Origin of the sequence: Streptomyces sp. NPDC096339, assembly GCF_044762985.1 — a bacterium.
Classification (GTDB): Bacteria; Actinomycetota; Actinomycetes; order Streptomycetales; family Streptomycetaceae; genus Streptomyces.
This window is the reverse complement of the sequence record NZ_JBIWFI010000002.1, coordinates 655,160-669,093: the sequence shown is the minus strand read 5'-3', so window position 1 is coordinate 669,093 and position 13,934 is coordinate 655,160. Positions and strand designations below refer to the sequence as shown.

The 13,934-nt window shown below is 74.0% G+C and carries 9 protein-coding genes and 2 tRNA genes; 5 read left to right on the top strand and 6 right to left on the bottom strand.

Annotation, left to right across the window (positions count from 1 at the left end; all coding sequences use genetic code 11):
- Nucleotides 1-3: 3 nt before the first annotated feature.
- Nucleotides 4-2,328: an asparagine synthase-related protein gene (locus tag ACIQ5Y_RS06510; protein ID WP_403875622.1), complete on the bottom strand. Its 2,325-nt coding sequence runs from the start codon at nt 2,326-2,328 to the stop codon at nt 4-6.
- A 649-nt stretch (nt 2,329-2,977) separates the two neighbouring features.
- Between ACIQ5Y_RS06510 and ACIQ5Y_RS06505 the strand changes: the two genes are divergently transcribed.
- From ACIQ5Y_RS06505 to ACIQ5Y_RS06490, 4 genes are all read left to right on the top strand, one after another.
- Nucleotides 2,978-4,615 (top strand): sporulation protein, encoded by a 1,638-nt coding sequence (locus tag ACIQ5Y_RS06505; protein ID WP_403875620.1) that lies wholly within the window; start codon nt 2,978-2,980, stop codon nt 4,613-4,615.
- 41 nt (nt 4,616-4,656) lie between these two features.
- Entirely contained in the window at nt 4,657-5,889 is a 1,233-nt protein-coding gene (gene lhgO / locus ACIQ5Y_RS06500) for an L-2-hydroxyglutarate oxidase (protein WP_403875617.1), read from the top strand.
- Between the two features lie 457 nt (nt 5,890-6,346).
- Nucleotides 6,347-7,180 (top strand): tRNA (guanosine(46)-N7)-methyltransferase TrmB, encoded by an 834-nt coding sequence (trmB, locus tag ACIQ5Y_RS06495; RefSeq protein WP_403875614.1) that lies wholly within the window; start codon nt 6,347-6,349, stop codon nt 7,178-7,180.
- A 43-nt stretch (nt 7,181-7,223) separates the two neighbouring features.
- The gene (locus tag ACIQ5Y_RS06490; protein ID WP_403875611.1) at nt 7,224-8,672 is read left to right on the top strand and encodes a PrsW family glutamic-type intramembrane protease; all 1,449 of its coding nucleotides are present in this window, start codon (nt 7,224-7,226) and stop codon (nt 8,670-8,672) included.
- On the opposite strand, the gene ACIQ5Y_RS06485 is transcribed toward ACIQ5Y_RS06490, so the two are convergent.
- The 3 genes from ACIQ5Y_RS06485 to ACIQ5Y_RS06475 form a co-directional block, all read right to left on the bottom strand.
- Nucleotides 8,581-9,633, bottom strand: coding sequence for a M23 family metallopeptidase (locus tag ACIQ5Y_RS06485; RefSeq protein WP_403875609.1), 1,053 nt, complete (start codon nt 9,631-9,633; stop codon nt 8,581-8,583). The genes ACIQ5Y_RS06490 and ACIQ5Y_RS06485 overlap by 92 nt on opposite strands.
- Nucleotides 9,634-9,939: 306 nt before the next feature.
- A complete protein-coding gene (locus tag ACIQ5Y_RS06480; RefSeq protein WP_403875606.1) occupies nt 9,940-11,223 on the bottom strand; it encodes a PP2C family protein-serine/threonine phosphatase in 1,284 nt (427 codons plus the stop codon).
- 25 nt (nt 11,224-11,248) lie between these two features.
- Nucleotides 11,249-11,322 (bottom strand) — tRNA-Met (locus ACIQ5Y_RS06475).
- Between the two features lie 151 nt (nt 11,323-11,473).
- Between ACIQ5Y_RS06475 and ACIQ5Y_RS06470 the strand changes: the two genes are divergently transcribed.
- Nucleotides 11,474-12,343, top strand: a complete 870-nt coding sequence (locus ACIQ5Y_RS06470; protein WP_403875603.1) for a YhjD/YihY/BrkB family envelope integrity protein — start codon at nt 11,474-11,476, stop codon at nt 12,341-12,343.
- A 4-nt stretch (nt 12,344-12,347) separates the two neighbouring features.
- On the opposite strand, the gene ACIQ5Y_RS06465 is transcribed toward ACIQ5Y_RS06470, so the two are convergent.
- Nucleotides 12,348-13,613 (bottom strand): hypothetical protein, encoded by a 1,266-nt coding sequence (locus ACIQ5Y_RS06465; protein ID WP_403875600.1) that lies wholly within the window; start codon nt 13,611-13,613, stop codon nt 12,348-12,350.
- Between the two features lie 217 nt (nt 13,614-13,830).
- Nucleotides 13,831-13,903 (bottom strand) — tRNA-Lys (locus ACIQ5Y_RS06460).
- Between the last annotated feature and the right edge of the window lie 31 nt (nt 13,904-13,934).

Here is a 13,934-nt window from a genome sequence, read left to right as displayed (position 1 = left end):
CGGTCAGGACAGCGCCGGCCGGTGCACCGCCCGCACCGGTACCCCCTCGGGCACCGCACGCCGGCGGGCCGTCGAGGTTCCCGTCCAGCACGTGCCCCGCCGGGCGAGCAGCCTGCGCAGCCACAGCTCCATCGAGACGAGTTCCGCGAGCCCGTCCAGCGGTACGGGCCGCCCCTCCGCCGCGTCGAGCAGGGCCTGCCGTACGACGCGGGCCTCGATCAGCCCGGCGTCCGCGAGCAGCGGGGAGGCGAACAGCTCCATGAGGGAGGCGAGGGCCGCCCGCAGGCCGAGCCGGATCGCCGTCTCGTTCGGGGTGTGGGCGGTCGCGCCCCAGCCCGGGGGGAGTTCGCGCACGCCCGCCGAGGACAGCACGCTACGCAGGATCGCCGCCCTGGCCCCGGGCTGTACGCGCAGGGATTCGGGCAGGGCGCGGGCGGCCCGGACGACCTGGTTGTCGAGGAACGGGGCGTGCAGGCGCTGGCTGCGGACCTCCACGGCCTGCTCGAACACCCGGTGGTCGGCGGCGTGCCGGGCCAGCACGGAACGGGCCCGGGCCTCCCCGGGCCGCAGCGAGAGCGGCGGCCGGCCCGCGGCGGCGGCCAGCCGGATCGATACTTCCGCCAGCGCCTCCCCGGTGAGCCAGCCCGCCGCGGGTCCCGGGCGGGACCAGGTCAGGGCGGCGAGGGAAGCGTCCACCGGACCGGAGGACCTCTCGGTGACCCCGCCCTCGCGGAGCCTGGCCGCGGCGGCTTCCATGCCCGCGCGGTACGTCGTACGGGAAAGTCTGCGCGCCGCCGAGTACACGGTCAGCGGCACCAGCAGGGACTCCCCCGAGGCCGAGGCCGAACGGGCCAGGGCCGCGACCGGGCGCAGCAGGTGGCGGCGCCGGCGGTCCATCAGGAGGTCGGCCATGCGCGCCGGGTGGGCGTCGAGGACCTGGCGGGCCCCGTGGCCCGTGAAGTGGTCGGCGCTGCCGGCGGCCAGCCGTCGCCGCTCGCGGGCGGCGAAGACCAGCGAGGGCCCCGGTTCGTCGGTCAGCGGGCCGTCGAGTTCGGCGTACGGGAGGGCCTCTTCGGCGGCGGCCACCACGACGTGGTGCAGGCGCGGGTCGGCGGCGATCGTGCGGGCCCGTTCCAGTTCGGCCTCGCGGCCCTGCGGGGTGGCCAGGTCGTTGAAGGTGACCGCGAGCAGCCGCGCCCCGGCGGGGCTGGCCAGGCTGCCCGGGGCGCCCGGCAGTCCGGCGGCCAGCAGGGCGAGGGTCGCGGAGGCGCTGCCGCCGGAGAGGTCGGCGCCCACCCCCGGGGCGGGGGCGCCGCGTGCGGCGCGCCGGTCGGCGGGGCCCATGCCGGGCACGGGGCCGGGATCGTACGGTGGAACCGTGTCGGGAGCATGCCTGGGCGCCGTGAGCCGGGCGCGCACCGCGGCTGTCAACGCTTCCCGTACGCCCTCCACCGCGCGCTCGGCGTCTGCCTCGGGCGCGGCCACCGCGAGGGAGGCGACGGCTTCGTAGCCGGTGATCTCCCGAGAGCCCTCGCGCAGGATGAGCGCGTGTCCGGGCGGGATGCGGCGGACCCCGGCGTACGGCGTGCCGTCGCCCAGCGCCTCGGGGCTGTCGGGGCAGGCCAGCAGGGCGGCGAGGTGGCCGATGTCGAGCTGCGCCTCGATGAGGTCGGCGAGCGGGAGCGCGGCGGTGGCGTACGCGGTGCCGCCGGCCCAGGGGGTGTAGAAGACGGGCCGCGCGCCCGCGAGGTCGCCGACGACGGTGATCCGGCGGCCGGCCTGTACGACGGCGGTGTAGCTGCCGGACCACTGGGTGAGGTGGCGCAGCGCCCCGCCGCGGGCGGCGTAGAGGGCGCGCTTCAGCTCGGCGTCGGTGGCGCCGCAGCAGCCGAGGACGGCGAGCCGGGTGAAGGGGTCGGCCGGGTCGGCGGTGAGGGTGCGGATCTCGTCGGGGCGCCAGTCGCCGACGGCCCAGAGGGGGTCGGGGTCGCCCCACAGCAACTGGGCGCCGACGGGCTGGACAGTGCGGTCGGCGTCCGCGCTGGGGTCGCCCGGGTGGGCGGAGTCGGCGATGCCGCCGTGCAGGGGGGCGCCGACCTGGTCGCGGCCGCTCTGACCGTAACCGGCTTGGCCATGGCCGGCCTGGCCGTAGTCGGCTTGGCCGTAACCGCCTCGGCCGTAGCCTCCCTGGTCACCGGGGCCGTCGAAGCCTCCGGGTCCGCCGAAGCCTCCGGATCCGCCGCGGCCGCCATGGCCGTTCGCGCCCGAGACCCGTCCGGCCGTGCCGAAGCTCGCGGCGATACTGCTCCAACCCACCAACCAGCGCACCGCCGCCTCCCCAGCCTGTGGGCACATGACCGGGGCACGGGCAGCACGGTCGGCGCGGAGGGCGCGGCCGCGGGACCCCGGGTGGCTCGGGGTCCATGCTGCCACGGGACAGGCGTGCGAGAGTGGTTAAGGGGGGCGCACATGCAAACGAACACGCCCCGGCAACGCGGTATTTGACGTTCCGTTCCCACCGTCCCATAGGTCGGTTTCAGCCATTCTTCAGCGGTACGGAGTACCGCCCCGTACCGCCGGCGCCCGCCCGCGGCGGAGCACGTGCGCGGTCGCGGGAGGCGGAATCCACCCCCCGGACCGGACCGCCGCCCGCGGGGATTGAGGCAGCGGCACCCCCGGACCCGCCCGGTTCGCGCAGCGGGCCGACCCACGCACCGCACATCGAATCGCCGGGCCCGCGGACCGGCCAGAGCGCACGGGCGGGCGCACGGCCACACGGGCGGAGCACACCGGGACGAGTGCGCCCCGGGCACGGGCCACGTCCGGACTGTGCAAACGGACAACAATCCCGCCATACGGAAGTAGAGGCCTTAACGCTTGGGAGGCGGGGAACTACGCTGGGTTTACGAAATGCCGGGCGCCTATGCCCCGGCGGCGTAAGCGTTGTGTGCGTTCCGCGTGTGACGAGGGGTGGCGCATGTCCAGGGAGCTCCGCGAGCCCAATGAGAAGCTCGGCGCCGTCCTCGCCCTCGCGGGCATCAGCAACGCCGGGCTGGCCCGGCGGGTCAACGACCTCGGCGCGCAGCGCGGCCTGACCCTCCGGTACGACAAGACGTCGGTCGCGCGGTGGGTGTCGAAGGGGATGGTTCCGCAGGGCGCCGCCCCGCACCTGATCGCGGCCGCCATCGGCGCGAAGCTGGGTCGGCCGGTGCCGCTGCACGAGATCGGCCTGGCGGACGCGGACCCCGCGCCCGAGGTGGGCCTGGCCTTCCCGCGCGACGTGGGGGCGGCGGTCCGCTCGGCCACGGACCTCTACCGGCTCGACCTCGCCGGCCGGAGGGGCGGCGGCGGGATCTGGCAGTCGCTCGCCGGTTCCTTCTCCGTGGCGGCGTACGCGACGCCCGCCTCGCGCTGGCTGATATCTCCGGCGGACGGCTCGGTGGCACGGGAGCCGGGCCCGACGGCACCGGACGCGCTGACCGGGACCGGAATCGGGACCGGGACCGGGATCACGGCGACCGCGCCCTCGGCGGCTGCGACCGCGATGACCACACCTGTGACAGCTGTGACCGCTGTGACCGCTCCGACCTCTTCGGCCGCTCCGACGCCCACGACCGCCGGCAGGCCGACGACACCGGAACCGCCGTCCACCGTTGTGCCCGCCCAGCCGGGGCCCGAAACTCAGCGCGACCACGCCCAGCGCGTGGGGCACAGCGATGTGAGCAAGCTGCGCGAGGCGGCCGAGGACGCGCGCCGCTGGGACTCCAAGTACGGCGGCGGGGACTGGCGTTCGTCGATGGTCCCCGAGTGCCTGCGGGTGGACGCGGCGCCGCTGCTGCTCGGCTCGTACAGCGACGAGGTGGGCCGCGCGCTGTTCGGCGCCACCGCCGAACTGACCAGACTGGCCGGGTGGATGGCCTTCGACACCGGTCAGCAGGAGGCCGCCCAGCGCTACTACATCCAGGCGCTGCGCCTGGCCCGCGCGGCCGCCGACGTCCCGCTCGGCGGCTACGTCCTGGCCTCGATGTCCCTCCAGGCGACCTATCGGGACTTCCCGGAGGAGGGCGTGGACCTCGCCCAGGCCGCCGTCGAACGCAACCGGGGCCTGGCCACCGCCCGCACCATGAGCTTCTTCCGGCTCGTGGAGGCGCGCGCGCACGCGAAGGCGGGCGATTCATCGGCTGCCGGGGCCGCGCTGCGGGCTTCGGAGGGCTGGCTGGAGCGGTCGCGGGACGGCGATCCCGATCCGACCTGGCTCGGCTTCTACTCGTACGACCGCTTCGCGGCGGACGCTGCGGAGTGCTACCGGGACCTGAGGCTCCCCCGCCAGGTGCGGCGCTTCACCGAGCAGGCCCTGTCCCGGCCCACCGAGGAGTTCGTGCGCTCGCACGGGCTGCGGCTGGTGGTGAGCGCGGTCGCCGAGCTGGAGTCCGGCAACCTCGACGCGGCGTGCGCGGCGGGCACCCGGGCGGTGGAGGTGGCGGGCCGGATCTCCTCGGCACGAACGACCGAATACGTACGTGACCTGCTGCACCGCCTGGAACCGTACGGGGACGAGCCGCGCGTCGCGGAGCTGCGCGAGCGGGCCCGGCCGCTGCTGGTGGCGCCGGCGTAGGGGTGGGCGCGGGCCCTCGTGGCCGCGTTGTCGGTGGCGGGGTGCAGTATGCAGGGGTGGGAGGTGTCGGCGTGGGCGGTGGCGTGGACTGCGATGTGCTGGTGATCGGTGGCGGGATCGTCGGCCTGTCGACGGCGTATGCCGTGTCGCGGCTGGCTCCGGGGACCCGGGTGGTCGTCCTGGAGAAGGAGGACGGCCCGGCACGGCACCAGACGGGCCGCAACAGCGGGGTGATCCACAGCGGGATCTACTACCGGCCGGGGTCGTTGAAGGCGCGCTTCGCGGTGAGCGGTGCGGCCGAGATGGTCAAGTTCTGCGCGGAGCACGGGATCGCGCACGAGGTGACGGGCAAACTGATCGTCGCCACCGAGCGGGACGAGCTGCCGCGGCTGCACGCGCTGGTGCAGCGCGGCCGGGAGAACGGCATTCCGGTGCGCGAGCTCGGCCCCGCGCAGATCTCGGAGTACGAGCCCGAGGTGCACGGCCTGGCCGCGATCCATGTGGGCAGCACCGGGATCGTGGACTACGGCCGGGTGAGCGGACAACTGGCCGAGTCCTCCGGTGCGGAGATCGTCTACGGCGGCGCGGTGGACCTGATCTCGCGCAGACCCTCCGGCGTGGCCGTCCGCACCACGTCCGGGCTCGTCGTGCGCGCACGGGTCCTGGTGAACTGCGCGGGCCTGCAGTGCGACCGGATCGCGCGGCTGGCCGGGGACGACCCCGGGATGCGGATCGTGCCGTTCCGGGGCGAGTACTACGACCTGGACCGCCCGGAGCTGGTCCGCGGGCTGGTCTACCCGGTGCCCGATCCGGCGTTCCCCTTCCTCGGGGTGCACCTGACGCGGGGCATCGGCGGTGGCGTCCACGTCGGCCCGAACGCGGTGCCGGCGCTGGCCCGGGAGGGGTACGGCTGGTCCGTGGTCCGGCCGCGGGACGTGGCCACCGAGCTGGCGTGGCCGGGCTCCTGGCGGATGGCCGCGCGGCACTGGCGGTACGGGGCGGGCGAGATACACCGCTCGCTGTCGAAGCAGGCCTTCACGCGGGCGGTGCGCAGGCTGCTGCCGGCCGTCTCCGCGGAGGACCTGCGGCCGGCTTCGGCCGGGGTGCGGGCGCAGGCCGTCCTGCGGGACGGGACGCTGGTGGACGACTTCCTGATCCGGGAGGCGCCGCGGACGGTGCACGTGCTGAACGCGCCTTCGCCGGCGGCGACCGCGTCGCTCCCGATCGGGCGCGAGATCGCCGCGCGGGCCCTCCGACTCCTCCGCGCGGCCTGACCGCTGCGCGGACGCTCGGGCTCCCCCACCACCGCCCGGCCCCGGGGCTGCGGCTGCCACTGCGGGGGCCGGTTCGGCTGCTCCGCGCGACCTGACCCCCACGGGGTACGGCTCCCGCTGCGCGGACGCTCCGGCTCCCCCACCACCGCCCGACCCCCGGGGGCGCGGGTGCCGCTGCGCGGAGCCGCTCCCCGCCCCGCCCTTCCACCGTTCCCCGGGCTCTGCCCGGACCTGGTCCTCAAACGCCGGACGGGCCGGATTCGGCTGCTGCCGACCGTCAGGCGCAACCAAATCCAGCCCCGCCGGCGTTTGAGGCGCCGCTGCCGGCGGACCCTCGGTGCACGGGGTCGGGGGCGGAGCCCCGGACGGCGGTGCCGCGCCCGGGGCGGCAGGGGTGGCAGGGGCCGACCCGGTGTGACCCGGGCGGGAGCGGCCCCCGGCGTAGAATCAGCGCATTGTGTCTGAGTCCCTGAACCCCACGCCGCCCAGCCTCCCGGACGACACCGCGCCGGAGGCGTCCTCGTACGTGCCCCCCAAGTGGCGGACCGAGCCCCGGTTCCCCGACGGGCCCTCCCCGGACCCGGCCGGCTCGCACCACGAGCGGCGGATCCGGAGCTTCCAGCCCCGGCGCAGCCGGGTCACCACCGGCCAGGGCGAAGCCCTGAAGCGGCTGTGGGGCACCTGGGGACTGGACATCGACGGCCACTCGGTCATCGACCTCGACAAGCTCTTCGACGGCCTGCCCGTGGTCCTGGAGATCGGCTTCGGCATGGGCGAGGCCACCGCCCAGATGGCCGCCGCCGACCCCGGCACCGGCATCCTCGCCGCCGACGTGCACACCCCGGGGCAGGGCAACCTCCTCGCCCTCGCCGAGCGGGGCGGGATGACCAACGTCCGCGTGGCCAACGGCGACGCGATCATCCTGCTGCGCGAAATGCTGCCGCCGGACTCGCTGGCCGGGATGCGCGTCTACTTCCCGGACCCGTGGCCCAAGGCCCGCCACCACAAGCGCCGGCTGATCCAGCCCGAATTCCTGACGCTGGCCGCCACCCGCCTGGCCCCCGGGGCGGTGCTGCACTGCGCGACCGACTGGGAGCCGTACGCCGAGCAGATGCTCGAAGTGCTCACCGCGCACCCGGACTTCGAGAACACGCAAGGCGACGGCGGCTACGCGCCGCGCCCCGACTTCCGGCCGCTCACCCGGTTCGAGGGACAGGGTCTCGACAAGGGCCATGTCGTGCACGACTTGCTCTTCCGTCGCGCAGAGAACGTCAAGAACGCCAAGAACTGACAACGTCACTCCCCGTGTCAGACCCGCTCTGTAGGGTCATCATGTGTTCCGAGCGCTCTCCGCTGTGCTCGCACGCCCGTCGGGCACGGTCCGCACGTGCGTGCTCGTCGTTCTGCTCGCCACCACGGGTGTCGCGATCCTCGAACTCGTACGTGAGCAGACCGGCACACCCGGCTTCTTCGTAGGCCTCGGTCTGGCCCTGCTGCCCGTCGCGCCGCTCATGGCGGCCTTCCGGTGGCTCGGCCGGGCCGCGCCCGCGCCTTGGCCGCAGTTGCTGTTCTGCTTCGGGTGGGGGGCCTGTACCGCGGCGTTGATCGCGATACTGGCCAACAGTTTCGCCACCGAGTGGATAGCCGGGGCCACGGCCGACCCGGCCCGCGCCGACACCCTCGGCTCGGTGGCGATCGCCCCGGTCGTGGAGGAGAGCGCCAAAGCGGCCGCCCTGCTCCTCGTCTTCGCGTTCCGAAGACGGCAGTTCACCGGCCCGGCGGACGGTTTCGTCGTCGCCGGTTTCACCGCCACCGGCTTCGCCTTCACCGAGAACATCCTCTATCTCGGCAACGCCTTCGGCGAGGACCTGGCCGACCGCACCGGCGTCCTGGACTCGGTGACCGCGGCCACCTTCTTCGTACGGATCGTGCTGTCGCCGTTCGCGCATCCGCTGTTCACGGTCCTCACCGGGCTCGGTTTCGGCGCGGCCGCGCTCAGTGCCCGCCGGTCCCGCCGGTACGCGCTGCCCTTGCTCGGGCTCGCCGCCGCCATGTGCGCGCACGCGCTGTGGAACAGTTCCTCGCGGTTCGGTGAGTACGGGTTCTACGTGGTCTACGGCTGCGTGATGGTCCCGGTGTTCGCGCTGCTGCTGTGGCTGGCGGTGTGGATAAGGCGGCGCCGGCTGCGCGCCGTCGCCCGCGAGCTCGCGGAGTACGCGGCGGCGGGCTGGCTCACGCCGGCCGAGGTCCCGGCGCTGGCCTCGATGCCGGCGCGGTCGCTGGCCCGCACCCTGGCCCGGCGCAACGGGGGCCGGGCGGCCGGCCGTGCGGTCGCCCGGTACGAGGAGGACGCGACGGCGCTGGCCCTGCTGCGGAACCGGGCGCGCCGCGGCGGCCCCCCGGTGGAGCCGGACTTCGCGGGACGGGAGCGGGAGTTGCTGGAGCTGCTGTGGCTGCGCCGGACGATCGCGGCGCCCGCGCTGGCCCGCGCGGCGGTCCTGGAGGAGCTGCTTCCGCCGTGGTCGGGTCCGCGGCAGGCGCCCCGAACGACCACCGCACCGGTCGGCGCCTCGGAACCGGCCGCCACTGCGGCCCCGGCCGACTCGACGACCCCGGCCGACTCGGCGGCTCCGGCTGCCGGTGTACCCGCCCCCCGACGGGCAGCCCCGACCCCGGACGCCGCTCCGGACCTCAGACGTTCAGGCCCTTGGAGGTCAGCCACGCCAGCGGGTCCACCGTCGAACCGCCCTTGCGTACTTCCAGGTGCAGATGGGGCCCGGTGACGTTGCCGGTGGCGCCGACGCGGCCGATGGTGTCCCCGGCTCCGACCGAGCCGGAGGTCACCGACATCGACGAGAGGTGGCAGTACCAGACCTCGGTGCCGTCCTCCAGCTCCAGCACGATCCGGTAGCCGTACGCCCCGGACCAGCCGGCCGAGGTGATCTTCCCGGCCGCCACGGCCTTGACCGGGGTCCCCGTGGGGGCGGCGAAGTCGAGGCCGGTGTGATAGCCGGAGGACCACATGGAGCCGGCCACCCCGTAGTGCGAGGTGAGGGTGTAGGCGGAAGTGGGGAGCGAGTAGCTGCCGGCCAGTTCGGCGAGGCGGGCCTGCTCGGCCTTGGCGGCGGCGGCCTCCTCGGCGGCCTTGGCCTCGGCCGCCGCCTTCGCCTCGGCGGCCGCCTTCGCGTCGTCGGCGGCCTTCTGCGCGGCGTCCAGCTTGGCCTTGGCCTCCTGCGCGGCGGCGTTCTGCGCGGCCTGCTCGGCCTCCGCGAGCGCCTTGGCCCCGGCGGCGTCCTGCTGGGACTCGGCCTGCTGGAGGATGCGGTTGCGCAGCACCTCGCCGGCGTCCGCGCCCTGGCCCGCCTGCTGCGGGATGATCCCGGTCTTCCCGGCCTGCGCGCCCGCGTGCCGGGCGTCGGCCGCCGAGCCGTGGTCTCCGGAGAAGTCGCCGTCCAGCACCTGGGTCACGGTGGGCAGATCCGGCAGATCCGGCATCGACGGCATGGATATGGCGACCTGGGGCCTGTCCTGCGCGGTGGCTATGCCGCCCGCACCGACGGCCGCGATGACGCCGACGCCCAGCACGGTGGAGCTGCGCGCGAGTCCCCCGCGCTGCCGGGCGACCCGGTGCTTGCCCCGTACCGGACGGACCGAGTCCTCGGTGGGGTTCCACTCGCCCCAGGCGCCCGCCGTCGGCGGTTCCTGGATCTCGGTGCCTTCAGGGGCAGGCAAGTTGGAGGCCACCGGGGCACACTCCTCATTGACGCGCACGCGCACGGCGCCGTCTCTTGCGACGGCTGGGACGACCGCGCTGCGTTATCGAACGGTAATAGACGCAGGGGAGTGATTCCAAGCTGTTGCGATTGATCGTTCCCACCAATCAGCCACTCAACGACCGTCTCTGGCCAAGGCTTTTCCGTCCACACAGGGATCAACCCGGGCAATATCCAGCCCCATCCCGCACCTCTTCCGCCACATCCGAAAAATGACCACCCGTCAATTCCCTCGCTGAGAGCGCCACTCCGTCTACGCAGCGTCACGGAACCGCGCTCACGGCCGCACCACCCGGACGGTCCTGCGCCGCTTCGGCTGCCCCTGCCCCGGCCGGCCCACCGCGAGCAGCGCCATGTCGTCCATCGCCCCGCCGCCCGTGTGCCGGCGCACATCGCTGCTGAGCGCGCGCAGGAGTTCGGCCGGCCCCTGGAACACCCGCCCGCGCAGCCGGGCCGCCGGATCGTAGAAGTCGCCCGTGATGTTGCGCGCCTCGGTCAGCCCGTCCGTGTACAGCAGCAGGGTGGTCCCCGCCGGGAAGGCCCACTCCTGGGCGGTGTCCGGCCGGCAGCCCAGCTCGCCCATGCCGAGCGGCAGGGCCGGTTCCGCCGGGGCGAGCACCACCAGTTCGCCGTTCGCGTGCAGCAGCAACGGCTCGGGGTGCCCCCGGTTGAGCAGCCGCAGCCGCCCCGCGCCCGGCGGGATCTCGCCGAGCACGCAGGTGGTGAAACCCTCCACCGCGTCCAGGCTGTCGCGCCGGGTGCCTTCCCGGGCCAGGGCCCGCTCCAGCCGCTGGGCCACCGCCTCCAGCGTCGGCTCGGTCTCCGCCGCCTCCCGGAACGCGCCGAGCACCACGGCGACGGCCTCCACCGCGCCCAGCCCCTTGCCCCGTACGTCGCCCACCGCGAGGCGCACTCCGTACGGGGTGTCCTGGACGGCGTACAGGTCCCCGCCGATGAAGGCGTCGGCCTGCGCCGCCTCGTAGCGCGCGGAGACGTAGAGCCCGGCCACGCGCTCGGCCGGCGTGGGCAGCACCGCCCGCTGCGCGGCCTCGGCGATCTCGCGCGCGGAGGCGAGCCGTTCACCGCTGCGCCGCACCACCCGGTTGATCAGGACCGCCAGCGCGGACACGGTGACGACGGTGGCCAGCTCGGTGAGCGCCCCCACTTTCCAGGAGGTGCCGTGGTGGATGTGCAGCAGGAACACCGTGAGCGAGGCCAGCAGCCCGGTCAGGATCGTGCCCAGGAGGCTGAGGAGGGGAGCGGCGACCAGCGGGGCCGCCGAGAAGAACGGGGATCCGGTGAAACTGGGCGGGGTCGTGAGGTCGAAGGTGAGGCCGAGGACGATCAGCACGAGCGGCAGGGCCCGCAGGAGCCGCGCCACCGTCCCGCTCCCGGCTCCGCCCGCGCGGTCACCGTCGTCGCCCTGCCGGCCCAGCCCCACCACGCTGTTCTCCTGCCGCCGGGTCCCTCGCCCCTCAAGGCTGGCGTCACGGGCGGTGGTGCGGCGACCCGACGGCGGCCGTACGGGTGAAGCGGCATACGACGAAGGCCCGGTTCCCATCAGGGAACCGGGCCTTCGTGCTGAGTAGCGGGGACAGGATTTGAACCTGCGACCTCTGGGTTATGAGCCCAGCGAGCTACCGAGCTGCTCCACCCCGCGTCGGTGAACACAACTCTACGCCATCCGGGGAGCTCCCTGCGCCAATTAATCGCCCCACCGCCCCACAGCGGTGCCGAATGACCGATATGCCGGGTTCTGAGGCCGTTCTCGTGCAAGGTGGTCACAGCCGCCGGGAGCGAGGAGTTCCAACGTGCCTGTACCGAAAGCCTGGGCGCACCGGTTCCGGCTGCCCGGCTGGATGCGCAAGCACACCCCGCTCCTGTACCGGATCATCGAGCAGCTCGCCGACGTGAAGGTGCTGGACTGCGCGACCCGGCTGGCCGCCCAGGCCTTCCTCGGCGCCATCCCCGCGCTCTTCGTCGTCGGCACCCTCGCACCCGACTGGCTCCAGCAGCAGCTGATCTCGTCCATCCGCACGACCCTGGGCCTCCAGAACGCCGCGCTGGACCAGGTACGGGCCCTGTACTCCGACGGCGACGTCGCGACCGCGGCGAGCACCGGCGTGGTCGGGGTCTTCGTGGCCGTGCTGTCGGCGACCGCGTGCAGCCGCGCCATGCAGCGGACCTGCGAGCGCTGCTGGCACCTCCCGAAGGCCAAGGCCACGCTCGCCGCCTGGCGGTGGGTGGCCTGGGTCAGCGTCTGGCTGGTCGCGCTGCTCTTCCAGGGGCCGATCCAGGACGCCTTCGGCACCGGCCCGCTCGGCGGCTTCTTCCTGGCGCTGGCGACCAGCATCCTGCTGTGGTGGTGGACGCAGCACCTGCTGCTCGCCGCCCGCGTCCCGTGGCTGCCGCTGCTGCCCGGCGCGGTACTGGCCGGGGTGGGGCAGCAGTTGATGAACGTGGTCTCGAAGATCTACATGCCGCACGCCGTGGCGCACAGCATGAAGCAGTTCGGCAGTCTCGGCTCGGTGTTCGTCCTGCTGTCCTGGCTGATCATGCTGTTCGTCGTCATGACGGTGGCGATCGCCGTGGGGTACGTGGTCGCGCACGAGCCCTTCTTCGCCCGCCGGCTCCACACACCCCTCCCACCGCCACCGCCACCGCAGCAGCAGTCACGGTGAACCGCTACTGCCCCTCCGGGCCCTCGGCCCGGGCATCGCCCCGGCCGCCGGCCGCCAACAGCGCCAGTACGGCCAGCAGGACGAGCAGGATGAGCACCAGCAGCAGGACCGTGAGCACCGTCGGGTGGTTCCACAGCGCGAACACGAGCGCGAGCACCACCAGTACGCCCACGGTGAGCGCGCGCCGATTGCCCTCCACCCACCGGCCGACGCTGCCCGTGTGCACCCCGTGGGAGGCGCCCCAGCCGGCGGCGGAGTCGGCGACGTGTTCCGCCCTGCCCCGCACGCCGCGCGGCAGCCGGCCCGCACCGGACAGGTAGGCGCCGAGGGCCACCACGACCCCCAGGACCATCGCGGTGCGCAGGCTCACCCGCAGGAACCGCACCAGGGTGTCGAAGACGGACGCGGCCGCGGCCGGGGACTGGACCTCGGCCGGCAGGTGGTCGAGGTAGTAGCGGCGGGCGATGACCAGGGCGATCGCGACGATGAGGCAGGCGGCGGCCGCGCACAGGGTGGTGGTCACCAGCGCCCGGCGGCGGCGCCGGGCGAGCAGTACGCCGGCCGCCCCGAGGATCACCGTGATGATGGGCAGCCAGTTGCCGAGGACGTCGAGGAGGTGGACCGCGTTCCGGATCTTCGCCAGCTTGTCCGACTGGAACAGCACCAGTTGCTTGTTGACCTCGGGGATCTTGTCGGCCGGTTTGATGCCGGCCTTCACGAGTTCCTCCTTGACCTTGTCCACGGCCTCGCCGACGTTGAGCGTGACGGTGCCGCCCTCGACCTCGACCGCGCCCCGGCCCTGGCCGGTGAGCGCGTGCACGACCGCGTTGTGCGCGGCCCGGTTGGCGGTCGTCCAGATGTTCTCGAACCGGTCGCTCTCGACGAAGCGGGTCGCGATCTTGTTGACGGCCGAGTCGGCGGCCGAGTCCAGCTGCGGGCCGAGCGCCTTGACCGCGTTGCCGACGCGCGGCGGCAGCCCCTGGGACTCCAGCCACTTCGCCAGGTCCTCCGTGACCTGCGAGCCGTCGATCCGTACGTCGGCCGCCTCGGTGATGCGGTGTGCGGCGGCCTGCTCGATCGCCGGGTCAGAGGCGAGCGGGGCGACCGTGGACACGTACCGGTCGGTGTCCAGCACGATGTCGTGCACCCAGACCGTCAGGAGGGACACCGGCACGAGGATGCAGGTGAGCGTGATCAGGACGGCCGAGGCGACGCTCGCGGCGATCCGCTTGCCACGCGACGTGCTCGGCGGCTGGGACGGCTGATTCATGGCGCTCCCGGGGACGACTGAGGCGAACAACCACCTCCGCCCATTGGACGGGTGCCATGGCCGGATGCGCACCTCCAGCGGGGCGAAAGGGATGACGCACCGTCGGCTCGTACACGGGGGGAGGGCACGGCCCGGGAACGACGGAGCGCCCCTCCCGGCCGAAACCGGAAAGGGCGCTCAGCACCAGGTCGGAGGCATGGCCCCGGCCCGGGAGCGGTAGGCCATGTCGGACTCGAACCGACAACCAACGGATTAAAAGTCCGCTGCTCTGCCAATTGAGCTAATGGCCCTCCACGTGCTCACCCCAGAGCATAGCCGCAG

What these genes read in the sequence shown, in the direction of transcription:
- ACIQ5Y_RS06465 (WP_403875600.1), bottom strand. Translation starts at nt 13,613, where the DNA reads ATGAATCAGCCGTCCCAGCCGCCGAGCACGTCGCGTGGCAAGCGGATC.
- ACIQ5Y_RS06480 (WP_403875606.1), bottom strand. Translation starts at nt 11,223, where the DNA reads ATGGGAACCGGGCCTTCGTCGTATGCCGCTTCACCCGTACGGCCGCCG.
- ACIQ5Y_RS06505 (WP_403875620.1), top strand. Translation starts at nt 2,978, where the DNA reads ATGTCCAGGGAGCTCCGCGAGCCCAATGAGAAGCTCGGCGCCGTCCTC.